The organism is Phyllobacterium zundukense, from assembly GCF_002764115.1.
GTDB classification, from domain to species: domain Bacteria; phylum Pseudomonadota; class Alphaproteobacteria; order Rhizobiales; family Rhizobiaceae; genus Phyllobacterium; species Phyllobacterium zundukense.
Genome location: NZ_CP017940.1, coordinates 3,542,751 through 3,557,809, shown reverse-complemented (window position 1 = coordinate 3,557,809; position 15,059 = coordinate 3,542,751). Strand labels below are relative to the sequence as shown.

Below are 15,059 nucleotides of genomic sequence, written 5' to 3'. Positions count from 1 at the left end.
TGAAACAGACGGACACGGCGTGCCCGCGACACAGGATCAACCAGGATACCAAACAGTACGAGTCCTTCCGCAAACGCTCATAATGCAGGGCCGAGTCGATAGCATTTCCAAACCATAGTCGGGCTGCCAGCCCAAGAGGTACATGGCCTTGCTGTTGTCCATCCAATTCGAGATGGAACTCTCGGCAGAGCGTGCGGATGTAAGCCTTGGAAAATCGCGATCAGGCTCCCCCGACCTTGCCTGCCCTTGGTGACAAGGATCTTCCTCCCATGGCTAGCTAATATCGGCGCAGTTCGCCCGTCAACGGGTATTTGTCATATAAAACGATTTTTGACGAATGCGGGACTTGAATTCATCCGAAAGTTAATTGATCCTCGGCTCAGGGTATGCGCAAATGCGCCTCATCACTTTCCTTGGGAGGAGCTCGGAAAGCGGTAGCGCGATAGCGTCCGCATTCAACTGTGACGATGGCGGACGACAGCGGGCATGCAACGGACGGGAGGTACGTGATTAGTGGCAGTTCTCGAACTCGCGAACATTTCAAAACATTTCGGCGCCATCCAGGCTGTCAGTGACGTTTCGCTTTCAATCGAAGCAGGCGAGGTGGTCGGTCTCATGGGCGATAACGGCGCCGGAAAATCGACGCTCGTCAAAATGATCGCTGGCAACTTTCGCCCGAGCCACGGCACCATGCGCATGGATGGAGCTGAACTCAATCTTCACAAGCCGGTAGAAGCGCGCCAGCACGGCATCGAGATCGTTTACCAGGATCTGGCGCTGTGCAACAATCTCACCGCGGCAGCGAATGTCTTCCTCGGTCGCGAACTCCGCCGGGGCTTCGGACCTTTTCGCATTCTCGACTACGCGACAATGTACCGGCGTGCTGGCCAGATTTTTGCCGAGCTGAAATCGGAGACCCGCCCGCGCGATCTCGTCAAGCAGATGTCGGGTGGCCAGAGGCAGGCGGTAGCGATCGCCCGCACCAGGCTCTCCGAGGCCAAGATCGTGCTCATGGATGAACCGACCGCGGCAATTTCTGTACGTCAGATCGCTGAGGTGCTGAATCTGATCCGCCACCTTCGCGACCAAGGTATTGCCGTCGTCCTCATCAGCCACCGCATGCCTGATGTCTTCGACGTTGCGGACCGCGTCATCGTGATGCGGCGAGGCAGAAAAGTCGCCGACAAACGGATTGCAGCAAGTTCACCTGAAGAAGTCACCGGGCTCATTACCGGAGCCATCGAACAGGTAGTATAATCGGCGTTGTTCGTCGGAATTTGAAAGAATCGAAGGTCGACAATGGCAATCACCCTTGATCAGACGATCGGACAGAAGCAGCAAAGCTGGCTTTCGGCAAAACTGGGCAGCCAGACATTCTGGGTTCTGGTTGCCGTCATTCTCGCGTGCATTTTCCTGTCATTCGCTACCGACTCGTTTGCTACGACGAAGAATCTCTACAACATCACCCGCAACGTCACCTTCGTTGCGATCATAGCACTAGGCATGACCCTCGTGATCATCACCGGCGGCATCGACCTTTCGGTCGGCTCGGTACTTTGCCTGTGCAGTATGATTCTCGGCGTTGTAATGCATGCCGGTTACAGCATCGAGGTCGGTATCGCCGCCTCGATCGGCACGGCGCTCCTTATTGGGGCCTTCCACGGTGTGCTGATCGCCTATGTCGGTATGCCGCCATTCGTAGTGACACTTGGTATGTTGTCGATCGCGCGAAGCCTGGCGATGGTCGCGTCTGGCAACACGGTGGTATTCGAGTTCGGGCCCGACCATAATAAGCTTCTATCGCTCGGCGGCGGTGCCTGGCTTTTCGGCATCGCCAATCCCGTGCTCTACATGATCGTGCTGGCGTTACTCACCGGGTTTGTCCTGCGTTGGACCAAGTTCGGCCGCCATGTTTACGCGATCGGCGGCAACGAGCATGCGGCGACTCTCACGGGCGTTCCGGTTCGCCCAATCAAGGTTGCGGTTTACATGATCTCTTCCCTTTCAGCGGGTATTGCCGGTATCATTCAAACCGGCTGGCTCGGAGCGATCACCACCAATATCGGGGCCGGTCTGGAACTCCAGGTCATCGCAGCAGCTGTTATCGGCGGGGCTGCCCTCGCCGGCGGCGTCGGTACGGCTTTCGGTGCACTCGTCGGTGCGGCGCTGATCGAAGTGATCCGCAACAGCCTCGGCCTGCTCGGCATCAATGCCTTCTGGCAAGGCTGCTTCATTGGCGGCGCAATCCTGCTGGCTGTGTTGTTCGACCGGCTGCGCAAGTTTCGCCAGAGCGACTGAGCCGGTAGATACCGCGTTGCTGTTCGCAAAGTTTGTTCCAAGGAGATACCCATGAAAAAGCGGATCGTATTCACCGGCGGCGCCGGCAAGGCTGGGCGCCATGTCGTTACCTATCTCGTTGATAAAGGCTACGATATCCTGAACATCGATCTCGTTCCGCTCGATCATCCCGGTGTCAACACGCTCATTGCTGACATTGCCGATAGCGGCGAGATGTTCAATGCCCTGTCCAGCCATTTCGGCTTCGAAGGTTTCGAGACAGGTAAGGGGCCAGCACCTGTTGATGCGGTCGTGCATTTCGCAGCGGTTCCGCGCGTGCTGATTAAGCCTGATAATGAGACGTTCCGGGTCAATACGATGGGAACCTATAATGTCATTGAGGCCGCCGTTAAGCTCGGGATCAAAAAGATCATTATCGCCTCGAGCGAAACGACCTACGGTGTCTGTTTTGCCGAGGGTGATAAGGATTTTCACCATTTTCCACTCGAGGAAGATTACGATATCGATCCCATGGACAGTTATGGCCTGTCGAAGCTCGTAAACGAAAAAACCGCTCGTGCTTTTGCCATGCGGACCGGTGCCGACATCTACGCGCTGCGCATCGGCAATGTGATCGAACCCCATGAGTATGATCGCTTTCCAGCGTTCCTTGCCGACCCGATGTCACGCAAGCGCAACGCCTGGAGCTATATCGACGCGCGCGATCTCGGCCAGATCGTGGATTTGGCAATCCGCAAGGACGGCCTTGGCTTTCAGGTCTTCAACGCAGTCAACGACACGATCACCGCGACGCTCCCCACGCGGGAGTTCCTGGCGAAGTATTGCCCCGGCGTGCCGATCCGGCGCGAGCTTGGAGAATATGAAGCACCGCTGTCTAACCGCAAGACGCGCGAGATTCTCGGTTTCCGGGAAGAGCACAATTGGCGGAAATACGTGCGATTGAACTGAGTGCGAGGGTTGCCGTAGCTGACTAGCTGTGGAGTGTGGTGTCAGCAGGAACGCTGATCGCCCGTTGCAATCGTGTAGTAAATAATTTCTACTTCTACGGGAAACATTGGCAAATTGTTCTGCGACTTGCCGCCCACGATTGCTAGCATGCGAATTGGACAACGAAACCAGTAGGATACGCACGCGCTCCTACATCAGCTTGCAGGGAAAATCATGATCTTGAAAAGTGTCGCCTCGATTGGGCTGGGCGTATTAGTGGCTTTGACGGCGGCGACGTCCGGCTTCGCGCAGACGGTGAAAATTGGCAGCAAGAATTTCACCGAACAGTTTGTGGTCGCCGAGATCTACGCGCAGGCGCTGGAAAAGGCTGGAATCACCGTCGAACGTAGGCTTAACCTCGGTGCAACGCTGATCGCCCATTCGGCTCTGACCAATGGCGAAATCGATCTTTATCCGGAATATACGGGCACTGCATTGGCCGCGGTGGTCAAGGGCGATCTGTCCGGTTCCGCCGACAAGATCTACAAGGACGTCAAGGATTATTACGAGAAGAACCTGCAGCTGACACTGCTGGAGCCAACGCAGATCAACAATGGCTATGCCATCATCACGCTTCCGGAAACAGCCGAGAAATACAAACTGAAGACGCTGACGGATCTTGGTCCGGCGTCGAAGGAACTTTCCTTCGGTGCGGAAGGCGGGTTCGGCGAGCGTAAGGACGGCCTGCCGGGCCTGAAGCAAGTCTATGGTATCGAGTTCAAGGATTTCCGCATTTTCGCCAAGCTCGGCATCCGTTACAGCGCGTTGACCAGCAAGAACATCGATGTGTCCTACGGGTTCAGCACGGATTGGCAGATCGCCGACAGCAATCTCGTCGTGCTCGACGACGACAAGCACCTGTTCCCGCCCTATTACCTCGTTCCGGTCGTTCGTCAGGATACGCTGGCCAAAAATCCCAAGATCGCGGAAGTGCTCAACAAGGTCAGCCCGCTTCTTACCAATGAGATCATGCGCGGCCTCAACGCTGCGGTTGAACGGGACAAGAAGGAGCCCAAGGAAGTTGCCGAAGAGTTCCTGAAAGAAAAGGGCATTTGATCATGATTGGCGGAACCGCAAGGTTTCGCCTTTATTTGAATGTGATGCGGCGGAGATGATCTCATCTCCGCTGTTTCATTGCTGAGTTGACGACGCACCACGCAGGACGGCACTCTTGAACTGGGCTCCCAAAAACATTCCGGAAATTCTAACCGCGACCTGGCAGCACCTGGTCCTGTCGGTCTCGTCGGTGCTGATCGGACTGGTGATTGCGTTAATCCTCGGGATCATCTGCGCGCGTCGGCCGAAACTCTATGCGGTCGTTCTGACGATTACCGGCATCATCTTTGTCATTCCGAGCCTTGCGCTGTTCGCGCTTCTCATTCCGTGGCTTGGCCTTGGGACAAAACCGGCGCTGGTTGGCCTATCCTCCTATTGCCTGCTCATTCTGCTGCGCAATGTTGTGACCGGTCTGCGCGGTGTTCCGGCGGATGTGCTCGATGCAGCCGATGGCATGGGCTACAATGGCTGGCAGCGTCTTGTCCGCATTGAACTGCCGCTCGCGCTGCCGCTCATCGTCTCGGGCATCCGGATCGCACTCGTCACAGTCATCGGTATCGCCACGGTGGCGGCCTTCATCGATGGCGGTGGGCTTGGGACAATCATTCTGATGGGGATCGATCAGAGCTATACGGAGAAGATACTTGTCGGGGGCATCCTGACGGCGCTGATGGCAACGTTCTTCGATGTCTTGCTGAGTCAGACCGAAAAACTCCTGGTTCGAGGGCGGTGACGAGATGCTGAGTACTGCCTTCTATTGGATCATCAACCATCAGGCGGAATTTTATCAGGCACTCGCGCGGCACTTGGTCATGTCGGGGGTCTCGCTGGCCTTTGCGCTGGCAATCGGCTTGCCATTGGCAGTCCTGATTATCAATCGCGGTGGTCTTGCCTTCGCTGTCATCAACACGATCAATGCCTTGCGCACCATACCGAGCCTCGCGATCCTCGCCATCATGATGCCGCTGCTGGGCATTGGGCTGTGGCCATCCATCGTTGCTTTGACCGTTCTCGCCCTGCCGCCAATCCTGCTCAATGCCTTCATCGGCCTGCGCGATGTCGATCCAGACGCGGTGGAAGCTGCGACCGGCATGGGCATGAGCCGGGGGCAGGTCCTGCGCAAAATCCGCATCCCGCTCGCGGCTCCGGCCATGTTTGCAGGCGCGCGCACCGCCGCCGTCCAGGTGCTGGCCGGAGCGACACTGGCGCCGTTCATCGGCGGTGGCGGGCTTGGTGATTTCATCGCCGTTGGTATCAGCATGATGGACATGTCACGCCTGCTCGTTGGCGCCATTCCGATCGCGCTGCTGGCGCTTGGAACGGAATTCATTCTCGGGCTTGCCGAAAAATTCTTCTTTGCAGAAAGACCTACCGCATGATCAACATGGAACATGTCACCAAACGTTACGCGGAAGGCGGCGTTGCCTCGGTTGACGATCTCTCGCTCGTTGTGCCGGAGGGCACGACAACGGCGCTGATCGGTCCGTCCGGCTGCGGCAAGACCACGACCATGCGGATGATCAACCGGCTGATCGACCCGACGGAAGGCAAGATCGTCGTCAATGGTGAAGATGTCACGAAGGTTGATCCCGTGAACCTGCGTCGCCATATCGGCTATGTGATCCAGCAGGTAGGGTTGTTTCCGCACATGACGATCGCTCAAAACATTGCGGCCGTGCCGAAGCTGTTGGGCTGGGCGGAGGCGAAAATCAAAAGCCGTACTGAAGAGCTGCTGCATCTCGTCGGGCTCGACCCGAGGGAAATGCTCAAGCGCTATCCACGCCAGCTCTCGGGCGGCCAGCGCCAGCGTATCGGCGTGGCGCGCGCGCTGGCAGCCGATCCGCCGGTACTGCTGATGGATGAGCCTTTCGGCGCGATCGATCCGATTGCGCGGACACGGCTGCAGGACGAGTTTCGCCAGATATTGCAGCGTGTGCGCAAGACCGTTGTGCTCGTCACCCACGACCTCGACGAAGCCATTCGGCTTGGTGATCGCATTGCCATCATGAAAAGTGGCAAGATTGTCCAGTATGATACGCCTGACACGGTGTTGTCGCATCCTGCCGACGCGTTTGTCGAGAATTTCGTCGGTATCGACCGGGCCATCAAACGGCTCAGCCTGTTCACTGTGAATGACGCGATGAACACCGGAGCACCGCGCGAAGGTGCCAGCAAGGTCGCTCCGACCAGCAATTTGCGCGATGCGCTGGCCTTGATGGTTGCCGCCAACAGTGACGCTCTCGCCGTGGTGGATGGGAGCGGCGCCATAATGGGTCAACTGACGCGGGATGCCATCTTCTCAGTTTGATTTGTGCTCACTTGGGACAGTCAAAATGTCCATTGCCTATCGTTCCTCGGAAGTCCCCGCCGTCCTGATCGAACCGACCAGCCGGCGTATTCGCCTGAAGCTCGGTGATCAATTCATAGCCGACTCCACTGAGGCTGTAGTCATCTACGAAAATGGTGTGCGCCCAACCTATTACTTGCCGAAGAGTGATTTTGTTGGCGGCACACTGGCCGCCACCGCAAAAAGTGAACCTGCGCCACTGTTTGGTGCGAAGACATTCTGGTCGCTGCAGTCGGAGGGCGTATCGTTGCCCGACAAGGTGTGGAGCTATGATGGAGCAAAGCTCGGCATTCCGGAACTCGGCGATTATGTGACAGTCGATTGGCGCTCTGTGCGCTGGTTCGAGGAGGATCAGGAAATCTTCGGTCACCCGCGCAATGTCTATCACCGCGTCGATACTTTACCGAGTTCACGCCTTGTCGAGGTCATCGTTGACGGAAAGCCGGTAGCGCGTACCAGACGGGCGATCTTCCTGTTCGAAACCGGAATGATTGCCCGTTATTATTTTCCGGTCGATGATCTGGTTGCGGGGACGCTCGTTCCAAGCGATTACACGACATACTGTCCCTATAAGGGTGCGGCGTCCTATTATCATTTCGATCTTGGTGGAAAGCGCCACGAGAACATCGTCTGGTACTATTCCGAGCCCTTTCCGGAAAGCAGCAAGATCAAGGGCCTGATCTCGTTTTATAACGAGAAGATCGATGAAATCCGCGTCAGCAATGGCGGTGCAGCATAATGCATTTGGGACTGTCGATGACGCCATTCGGTCATCATCCCGCCGCATGGCGTGAGAAGGGCTCGTCGGATGCGATTGATTTCATTCATCTGGCAGCACAGGTGAAGAAAGCGCAGGACGGCGGCCTCGATTTCGTTTTCTTCGATGATCGGCTGGGAAAGCGTCCTGTCAACGACTTGTCGCCGCAGGCAGTACCTTTCGAACCGACGACCCTGGTTGCCGCGCTCGCAACTGTCGCGCGCAGGATTGGCCTCATCGCAACCGCGGCAACGAGCCAGCACGAACCGTACAATCTCGCACGGCGCTTTGCCTCGCTTGATACGATCAGCAAAGGCAGGGCGGGCTGGAACCTGGTGATCTCGCCCGTCGATGCGGCTCGGGACCAGGAATATGTAGAACTCGTCAACGGCTTGTGGGACAGCTGGGAAGACGACGCCTTTCTCTACGATAAGCCAGCTGGGCGCTTCTTCGCGCCGGAAAAGATGCATGTGCTCAATCATCAGGGCGTGCATTTCACGGTGCGCGGCCCGCTCAATGTCAATCGTTCGCCGCAGGGCAAGCCGGTTATTTCACATGTGTTGACGGCGAGCACACTGGATATCGCCGCACGGTCGGCAGACCTGATTTTCCTCGCGTCCGCATCGCCGGACGAGGCGAGGGTGCTGGTGTCAGATCTGCAGGAGCGACTTGAAAGCCATGGCCGAACACGATCCGACATCAGGCTGCTCGCGAACGTGGTTCCCTATATCGCAGCGTCCACGGGCGAGGCACGGGGAATCCGTGACAGGCTCGATGCATTGCCTCCCGATGGGGAAAAGCCCGGCGGGCTCGAAGTCCTCGGCACGCCCATTGGAACTGCGGATCAACTGCAGCACTGGTCTGAGACGATCGGTATTGACGGGTTCACGGTCCTGCCACCGCTTGTGCCCGAAAGTACCGATGCGTTTATTGACGGCGTCATTCCAGAGCTCAGGAAACGTGGTTTGTTTCGCAATGCTTATGAGGGAAGCACTTTGCGCGAGCATCTTGGTCTTCGGAGGCTGCCGCATCCGGTGAGCCACACAGCGGGAACCTCACGATGAGCAAAGCGAAATCTCCGCAGATGAAACTCGGTGCGTTTCTCATGGCCGGCGGGCACCATATCGGAGCCTGGCGTCATCCGGAGGCCATTGCCGAAGCGGGCGTCGATATCGATCATTTTATCGCCCTTGCGCAGATGGCGGAGGCAGCAAAATTCGACATGATTTTCGTCGAGGACGCCGCAGCAATCCGCGAGCGAAATGTCAATATTGCCAGCCAGGCCGCGCGATCGACCGGTTTCGAACCACTCAGCCTTCTGGCGGCACTGGCCGTCAATACCTCGCATATCGGGCTGGTCGCCACGGCCTCGACAACCTACAACGAGCCCTATGGGCTGGCGCGGGCATTTGCGTCCATTGATCAGCTCAGCGGCGGACGGGTGGGGTGGAACCTAGTCACTTCCGCCAGCGAACTCGAGGCGGAGAATTTTGTATCGAGTGGCTTGAGACCGCATGCGCAACGCTACGAACGTGCGGAGGAATTCGCGCAGGTCGCAACCGCTGTTTGGGACAGCGTCGACGCGGGCGCTTATGTGGTGGATGGTCAAGTCTATGCTGATCCAGCTAGGCTCCATCCGGTCGATCATCACGGCACCCGTTTCACAGTCACGGGCCTGCTCGATAGTCCGCGCTCGCCGCAAGGACGCCCTGTGATGGTGCAGGCCGGGGCCTCGGACGCTGGCAAGAATCTCGCCGCGCGCACTGCCGATGTGGTGTTCACCGCAGCACAGACGCTGCAGGAGGCGCAGTCCTATTACGCCGACCTCAAGTCGCGCATGCCCGCATTCGGCCGCCAACCCGGCGATCTCAAGATCCTGCCCGGTATATCGCCGATTGTCGGACGCACCGAAAGCGAGGCGCGGCAGAAATATGATGCCTTGCAGGAACTCATTCCTGATGAGGTCGGCGTTGCATTGCTCGCCAGTTATCTCAGTATCAAGGACCTTTCACAATATCCGCTGGAAGGACCGTTGCCGGAGATGCCTCAGACCGATGGTATCCAGAGCCGCCAACAATTGATCATCGATCTTGGTCGCCGCGAGAACCTGTCGATCCGGCAGTTGGCCCGCCACTTTGCCGGCGCGCGCGGTCACTGGCAGTTGATCGGCACGCCGGCGCAGATTGTGGATGAACTGGAAGAGCGCTTTCACGCCAAGGCGGCCGATGGCTTCAATGTCATGGGTGCGTATTTCCCAGGTGGGCTCGAGGACTTCATCACGCTGGTTATTCCTGAACTGCGCCGCCGTGGTCTCTTTCGCGAAGAATATGAAGGGCGCACACTGCGCGAGAACCTCGGAATCAGAATACCCGCGCGCAGCGCATAGCCAAAGAGAACAGTATGCAACCCATTTACATTGATTATCTGAATGCTCTTGATATCGAAGCGCTTGCGCTGACCGATGCAGAAATCCTGGCTGCGATCGAAACCTCGCTTGCGGCGCAGGGCAATGGCGAGACCGTGATCGAGCCGCGGGTTCATCTTGAGCCTGATGCGTCGTTTCATGGCCATTTCAATGTGCTGCGTGGATATGTTGCGCCTTTGAATCTGGCTGGCGTGAAGATCGTTGGTGACTTCGTCGACAACTACAAGCTGAATTATCCGTCGGAATTCGGCGTGCTCAATCTGTTCGACCCGCGCACCGGTGCACCCCGTGCCATTCTGGATGCGACCGTGATCACCGACATGCGCACCGGCGCGATTACGGCACTGGGGGCTAAGTATCTGGCGCGCAAGAGTTCGAAAGTTCTCGGCCATATTGGGGCTCGCGGCACGGCTTACTGGAACGTGCGGCTGCTTGATCATCTTTATGACTTCGATGAGATTCGCGTGCATTCGCGCCGTCCTGAAAGCCGCGACGCCTTCGCCGACAAACTCTCGAAGGACCTGGGCAAGGAGATCGTGGTCACCGACAATTGGCGCTCCTGTGTCGAAGATGCTGATATCGTCGTCGAGGCCTCGCGCCTGCCAGAACCGCAGCCGATGCTGAAGACAGAATGGGTCAAGCCCGGAGCGTTCGTTGTGCCTTACGGAACGATGAGCGCGGTGGAATTGTCGCTGACCGACATCATGGACAAGCTGGTGGTCGATGATTGGGGACAGTGCAAGGGCGGCAAGTTTGGCTCGCTGCGCGCGCATGTCGAGGCGGGAAAGCTTTCCGAACAGACGCTGCATGCCGAACTCGGCCAGATCGTTGCTGGTCACAAGACCGGGCGCGAGAATGATGGCGAAACCATCCTGTTCTGGCATCGCGGCTTGTCGCTAAGCGATATCGCGCTTGGCTATGCCATGCTGGAAAAAGCCAAGGCTGCGAATATTGGCCAAAGGTTGCGTTTTGCATGAGCACGGTTGTTCTCAATGGGGCGGGCACGACTGTCGCTGATATAACGGCGATCGCCCGCAAAGATGCAGCAGTTGAGATCGGGCCAGATGTCTATGATCGATTGGCACGAGCGCGTGCAATCCTTGATCAGGCTGCCGCCTCCGGCCAACAGATTTACGGGTTGAATACCGGCCTTGGCGCCAATCTGAAAACCCCGGTATCCGAGCATATCACTGCATTCCAGCAACAACTGGTGCGCGGGCGCGGTATGGGCGTCGGGCCAACATTACCGCGCGCTGAAACGCGTGCTGTCATGGCTGCGCGCCTTGCTATGCTTTCTGTGGGTGGCTCCGGAATTTCTCCACCTGTTTTTGATGATTTGCTGGCTCTTCTAAACAAGCAGATTCATCCAATTTTGCCTTCGATTGGCTCGATCGGTGCTGGCGATCTCGTACTTCTGTCGGCGATCGCGAGAAGCCTGATCGGAGAGGGTGAGGCGGAGTATCAAGGAGAAGTCCAGCCGTCGGGGCAAGCGCTGAAAAAGGCCGGTCTCGCACCCGCCCAGCTTGGTCCGAAAGACGGATTGTCATTGCTGAATGCATCGGCGGTCTCCGTTGGCCAGGGGGCGCTGGTTGTCGTGGATGGCGCAACGCTGCTTGACTTCCAGCGTCAGGCAGCGGCTTTGAGCTTCGAAGCCCTTGGTGGCAACCCGCTCATTTTAACGCCGGCTATCCAACTCGCGCGACCGGGTGCCGGTCAGGTCGAAGAAGCGGAAAAGCTGTTGGGTTTGCTTGAGGATTCATCGCTGTTCGAGATGAAGGCGGCTATCCAGGATCCGCTTAGCCTACGCTGCGTTGCACCCATTCATGGCGCGCTGGCCCATGCATTGAAAGTCGCAACAGAGGCAATTGAAATCGAGCTCAATGCCGCGGCGGACAATCCGTTAGTCATACTTGACGAAGGGCGGGTGTTGTCGACAGGTAACTTCCATACGCCGTCTTTGGCGCTGGCTTTCGAAATGCTCGGCCTTGCGATTGCGCAGGTGGCGCTGGCGAGTGCGGCACGTTTCATCCAGCTTACGGGCTCCGGGAGGAATGGTTTGCCGCGATATCTCACGCCCGTTGGCGGAGCCTCTGCCGGCTTTGTTCCCCTGCAGAAAACCATAACTGCGCTCGTCGGCGCGATCCGTCACAAGGCTAATCCAGTCCTTCTGGACTTCCTGCCTGTATCGGAAGGGGTTGAAGATCACGCCACGCAGACGCCTCTTGCTGTTGCTAAGTGCGCCGGGATAATCGATCTTTGGCGCCACGTCGTGGCCTGCGAGATGTTGGCTGCAGCACAGGCAATCGATCTCAAGCCCGGTCATCGTTGCGGCAAGGGAACCCTACAGATCTATGGTTTCGTCCGTGAGACTGCGACGAAGCTGGAGGAGGACAGGCCGCTTGGTGATAATGTGTCAGCCTTGACCGCCCGTCTCAGCGATGAATGACTTCGGATGCCGAACCTTTGGCGGCAACTGCTGCCCGCCCCAATCTTCGCAATGTCGATTGACAGCAGCACCCACTGAATGATGCCGCTCTATATGAGCGGCGACAGCGCGTTCTTTCCTGCTGCGCCGGCATGGCTGGACTCGAATATCTGAAACGTGTTTCGCCCGGCGGCCTTGGCGGCATAGAGCGCGATGTCGGCTTTCTTGAAAAGCTCGGACGGGGTGCAGGCGTCAACGAGCGCGACCCCAACTGAGGCACCAAGCTTGAGTGATTGGCCGCAATGATCGATGGGCTTGCTTAGTGCTTCGACGATCTCCCGGGCAAAGTTAGCAGTCGCGCCCCGATCAAAATGCGATCCCAGGAAAACAGCAAATTCGTCGCCACCAATCCGTGCAACGACTTCGGCATCTCGACACACCTCCTTAAGGCGGTTGGCGATCTCCTTCAGGCACTCGTCGCCTACCGCGTGCCCCAAGGTGTCGTTGACCTTCTTAAACCCGTCGAGATCGACCAGCAACAGCGCTCCGGACCGGTTTCGTTCTGCGTGGGACTCGCACAGCATTGAAAGCTTGGACTGGAACTGGCTTCGATTGGCCAGCCCAGTCATGAGATCGAAATCCGCCATATACCGCGTCCGGTCTAGCAGGATTTTTTGCTCGGTGATGTCTTGCTTCATCCCAAAGATACGGACAGGGACATCCTCTTCACACTCGACTGTGGCGGTCAATCGCATCCATCGGCGAATACCCTTCGCCGTAATAATCTCGGCATCCATGCTGAACCCACTGCGCTCTTCAATAGCCTTGCTTCGCCGCATGTGAAGTTCTTTGACAGAATCCTCCGAATAATATCTCACGATTTGGGATCGATCGAGAGGCGACCCGCGTGGAAGATCGAAGATATCGTAGACCACGTCGGTCCACTGCAGTGTCTCGTCGGGCAGGCTGCATTCCCATACACCGATCCTGGCTGCCGCCGAGGAGCGATCGAAAATCTTCCGGCTGTGCGCGAGTGCAGCAGTCTGCTCGCGGATCACTGACTCCTTCGCTTCCAGTTCCGCCCGCATGCGCGCGACGGTAGCACCATCGCGCCGCCGCTTGATTAATGACATCACATCGGCTGCCAGATCGGAGAGGCGACGCGTCTTCGCGGCAGGCAGACTGTGCGGACGAATGTCGGACATATTGGAGTTCTGCAGCCTTTCCCTGGTGCGGTACCTCTACACTCGCGCAGAAGCCATTAACACTTTCTGTACACGGACTTTCTGAACAGCGAAAGGTTAGCGCGTTGAGTGATTAATTCCTCTCCCATCCCGGCTCCTTTGCCTCAGTCTGTGATGGCATTTGGGTTGAAAAAAGCGGCCTTGAGTTCCTTTGATATGGAAACGTTCGCAAATGGCCCCTGACACAGCCAGATCAGCCACTTTGCCTTGAATGGTGGCTGATCTCTATTCAGGCGATTATTGGCCAATCAGTGGCGCGGAAGCAGCTTCTGCACTTCATCGGCTGCGTCGTTCAGGGCCTCTTCCGGTGCCGCCGACTGCTCAACAATGCGAGACAGATTGTCGACGATGGTCTGTGTCACCTTTACGCCGTTCGAACCCGGAAATGCGTACCACGGGATCATACGGTTCATCTGGTTGAGACCTGCCTGAAAGAGCGGGTTCTGCTGGTAGAATTCAGCAAGGTATTCCGAGGACTTGGCAGCAAGTTCATTGTTCGGCACATAACCCGTGCCCGGTACGACAACGGAAGCACCGTACGGGCCGGAAGCAAATTTCGCGAACTTCCATGCAGCGTCCTGCTTTGCGGTATCCCTGGTGAGGATTACGACCGCATTGCCGCCCGTCGGAAGTTTACCCTTTTCAGGGTTCAGCAGCGGCAGCGGGCCGGTCCGCAGGTCGAACTTGCCGCCGACATTCTTGATGGTGTTGCGCAACGCGCCTGTCGTTTGGAATGCGAAACCGACCTTGCCGGCGACAAAGGCCTGTTCGCCGGCCTGTTTGGTGAGGACCGGCATGCCGCCTTCCTTGACCAGACGGCTGAGGAGATTGACGGCCGCGATACCTTCCGGACCGTCGAAGGCAACCTTCTTCTCGTCAGGGGAAAGCATTGTCCCGCCCGCGCCAAAGAGCAGCGCCGAGAACATCCAGTCATCGCCCTGCCAGCGGAAATCGATACCCTCATTGCCATCGCCGAGCGCCTTGATCTTGGCGCCCAGCGCAATGACTTCATCCCATGTCTTCGGCGGCTGGTCGGGATTGCCGCCCGCCGCGCGGACGAGGTCTGCATTGTAGTACATGATGGGGTTCGAAGTTGCGAAGGCAAGCCCCACCTGCTGACCGCCAACCTGCGCTAGCCGCAGGATGCTGTCGCTGAAGCCTTGCGCTGCCATATCGCCATCCTTGGCGATGAACGGCTTGAGATCAACGTTGACGCCACGCTCGGCGATCATACGCAGGCGATTAAGACCGATGAAAGTGATATCCGGCATTTCCGCCGTCCCAGCCTGGCGCAGGATCGTCTGGATGCCTTCTTCATAAGTCGCTGAAGGACTGACGAAATTGACATGAATGTCCGGGTTCTCCTCCATGAATTTCTTGGAAATGACATCCATCACGTCCTTGAAGAAGCCGGGCATTGGATAATGCACATTGAGGGTTGTATCGGCAAAGGCCGGTGTGCAGAGCCCTGTGGCGATCGCCGCTGCAGCAATCGTCTGCTTGAAGAAGTTCATGGTTCT

At 57.4% G+C, this 15,059-nt stretch carries 14 protein-coding genes and 1 pseudogene; 12 read left to right on the top strand and 3 right to left on the bottom strand.

The window, feature by feature from the left end:
• Nucleotides 1-36 precede the first annotated feature (36 nt).
• Nucleotides 37-171: pseudogene (locus tag BLM14_RS32700) on the bottom strand (NAD-dependent epimerase/dehydratase family protein); the annotation flags it as partial.
• A 342-nt stretch (nt 172-513) separates the two neighbouring features.
• Here BLM14_RS32700 and BLM14_RS17790 point away from each other — a divergent pair.
• The 12 genes from BLM14_RS17790 (at nt 514) to BLM14_RS17735 (ending at nt 12,316) form a co-directional block, all read left to right on the top strand.
• Nucleotides 514-1,257, top strand: a complete 744-nt coding sequence (locus BLM14_RS17790) for an ATP-binding cassette domain-containing protein (RefSeq protein ID WP_100000608.1) — start codon at nt 514-516, stop codon at nt 1,255-1,257.
• Nucleotides 1,258-1,299: 42 nt separating this feature from the next.
• Nucleotides 1,300-2,298, top strand: a complete 999-nt coding sequence (locus tag BLM14_RS17785; protein ID WP_100000607.1) for an ABC transporter permease — start codon at nt 1,300-1,302, stop codon at nt 2,296-2,298.
• Nucleotides 2,299-2,349: 51 nt separating this feature from the next.
• A complete protein-coding gene (locus BLM14_RS17780) occupies nt 2,350-3,246 on the top strand; it encodes an NAD-dependent epimerase/dehydratase family protein (RefSeq protein ID WP_100000606.1) in 897 nt (298 codons plus the stop codon).
• A 213-nt stretch (nt 3,247-3,459) separates the two neighbouring features.
• The gene (locus BLM14_RS17775) at nt 3,460-4,341 is read left to right on the top strand and encodes a glycine betaine ABC transporter substrate-binding protein (protein WP_100000605.1); all 882 of its coding nucleotides are present in this window, start codon (nt 3,460-3,462) and stop codon (nt 4,339-4,341) included.
• 115 nt (nt 4,342-4,456) lie between these two features.
• The gene (locus tag BLM14_RS17770; RefSeq protein WP_100000604.1) at nt 4,457-5,074 is read left to right on the top strand and encodes an ABC transporter permease; all 618 of its coding nucleotides are present in this window, start codon (nt 4,457-4,459) and stop codon (nt 5,072-5,074) included.
• Nucleotides 5,075-5,078: 4 nt separating this feature from the next.
• A complete protein-coding gene (locus BLM14_RS17765; protein WP_100000603.1) occupies nt 5,079-5,720 on the top strand; it encodes an ABC transporter permease in 642 nt (213 codons plus the stop codon).
• On the top strand, nt 5,717-6,649 hold the full coding sequence (locus BLM14_RS17760) for an ABC transporter ATP-binding protein (RefSeq protein ID WP_100000602.1): 933 nt from the start codon (nt 5,717-5,719) through the stop codon (nt 6,647-6,649). The genes BLM14_RS17765 and BLM14_RS17760 overlap by 4 nt, the downstream gene beginning before the upstream one ends.
• A 25-nt stretch (nt 6,650-6,674) precedes the next feature.
• Nucleotides 6,675-7,427 (top strand): DUF427 domain-containing protein, encoded by a 753-nt coding sequence (locus tag BLM14_RS17755; protein WP_162293170.1) that lies wholly within the window; start codon nt 6,675-6,677, stop codon nt 7,425-7,427.
• Nucleotides 7,428-7,444: 17 nt separating this feature from the next.
• Nucleotides 7,445-8,509: an LLM class flavin-dependent oxidoreductase gene (locus BLM14_RS17750; protein WP_237143399.1), complete on the top strand. Its 1,065-nt coding sequence runs from the start codon at nt 7,445-7,447 to the stop codon at nt 8,507-8,509.
• A complete protein-coding gene (locus tag BLM14_RS17745) occupies nt 8,506-9,831 on the top strand; it encodes an LLM class flavin-dependent oxidoreductase (protein ID WP_100000599.1) in 1,326 nt (441 codons plus the stop codon). The genes BLM14_RS17750 and BLM14_RS17745 overlap by 4 nt, the downstream gene beginning before the upstream one ends.
• A gap of 14 nt (nt 9,832-9,845) precedes the next feature.
• On the top strand, nt 9,846-10,847 hold the full coding sequence (locus BLM14_RS17740; protein ID WP_100000598.1) for an ornithine cyclodeaminase family protein: 1,002 nt from the start codon (nt 9,846-9,848) through the stop codon (nt 10,845-10,847).
• A complete protein-coding gene (locus BLM14_RS17735; protein WP_100000597.1) occupies nt 10,844-12,316 on the top strand; it encodes an HAL/PAL/TAL family ammonia-lyase in 1,473 nt (490 codons plus the stop codon). Before BLM14_RS17740 ends, BLM14_RS17735 begins: the two co-directional genes overlap by 4 nt.
• An 89-nt stretch (nt 12,317-12,405) precedes the next feature.
• Here BLM14_RS17735 and BLM14_RS17730 read toward each other — a convergent pair whose 3' ends face one another.
• Nucleotides 12,406-13,500, bottom strand: coding sequence for a sensor domain-containing diguanylate cyclase (locus BLM14_RS17730; RefSeq protein ID WP_100000596.1), 1,095 nt, complete (start codon nt 13,498-13,500; stop codon nt 12,406-12,408).
• A 287-nt stretch (nt 13,501-13,787) separates the two neighbouring features.
• On the bottom strand, nt 13,788-15,053 hold the full coding sequence (locus tag BLM14_RS17725) for an ABC transporter substrate-binding protein (RefSeq protein WP_100000595.1): 1,266 nt from the start codon (nt 15,051-15,053) through the stop codon (nt 13,788-13,790).
• Nucleotides 15,054-15,059: the final 6 nt, after the last annotated feature.

Excerpts from the sequence above, each read along its gene's own strand:
- BLM14_RS17785 (WP_100000607.1), top strand. The coding sequence starts at position 1,300 with ATGGCAATCACCCTTGATCAGACGATCGGACAGAAGCAGCAAAGCTGG.
- BLM14_RS17780 (WP_100000606.1), top strand. The coding sequence starts at position 2,350 with ATGAAAAAGCGGATCGTATTCACCGGCGGCGCCGGCAAGGCTGGGCGC.
- BLM14_RS17775 (WP_100000605.1), top strand. The coding sequence starts at position 3,460 with ATGATCTTGAAAAGTGTCGCCTCGATTGGGCTGGGCGTATTAGTGGCT.
- BLM14_RS17765 (WP_100000603.1), top strand. The coding sequence starts at position 5,079 with ATGCTGAGTACTGCCTTCTATTGGATCATCAACCATCAGGCGGAATTT.
- BLM14_RS17760 (WP_100000602.1), top strand. The coding sequence starts at position 5,717 with ATGATCAACATGGAACATGTCACCAAACGTTACGCGGAAGGCGGCGTT.
- BLM14_RS17755 (WP_162293170.1), top strand. The coding sequence starts at position 6,675 with ATGTCCATTGCCTATCGTTCCTCGGAAGTCCCCGCCGTCCTGATCGAA.
- BLM14_RS17750 (WP_237143399.1), top strand. The coding sequence starts at position 7,445 with ATGACGCCATTCGGTCATCATCCCGCCGCATGGCGTGAGAAGGGCTCG.
- BLM14_RS17745 (WP_100000599.1), top strand. The coding sequence starts at position 8,506 with ATGAGCAAAGCGAAATCTCCGCAGATGAAACTCGGTGCGTTTCTCATG.
- BLM14_RS17740 (WP_100000598.1), top strand. The coding sequence starts at position 9,846 with ATGCAACCCATTTACATTGATTATCTGAATGCTCTTGATATCGAAGCG.
- BLM14_RS17735 (WP_100000597.1), top strand. The coding sequence starts at position 10,844 with ATGAGCACGGTTGTTCTCAATGGGGCGGGCACGACTGTCGCTGATATA.
- BLM14_RS17730 (WP_100000596.1), bottom strand. The coding sequence starts at position 13,500 with ATGTCCGACATTCGTCCGCACAGTCTGCCTGCCGCGAAGACGCGTCGC.
- BLM14_RS17725 (WP_100000595.1), bottom strand. The coding sequence starts at position 15,053 with ATGAACTTCTTCAAGCAGACGATTGCTGCAGCGGCGATCGCCACAGGG.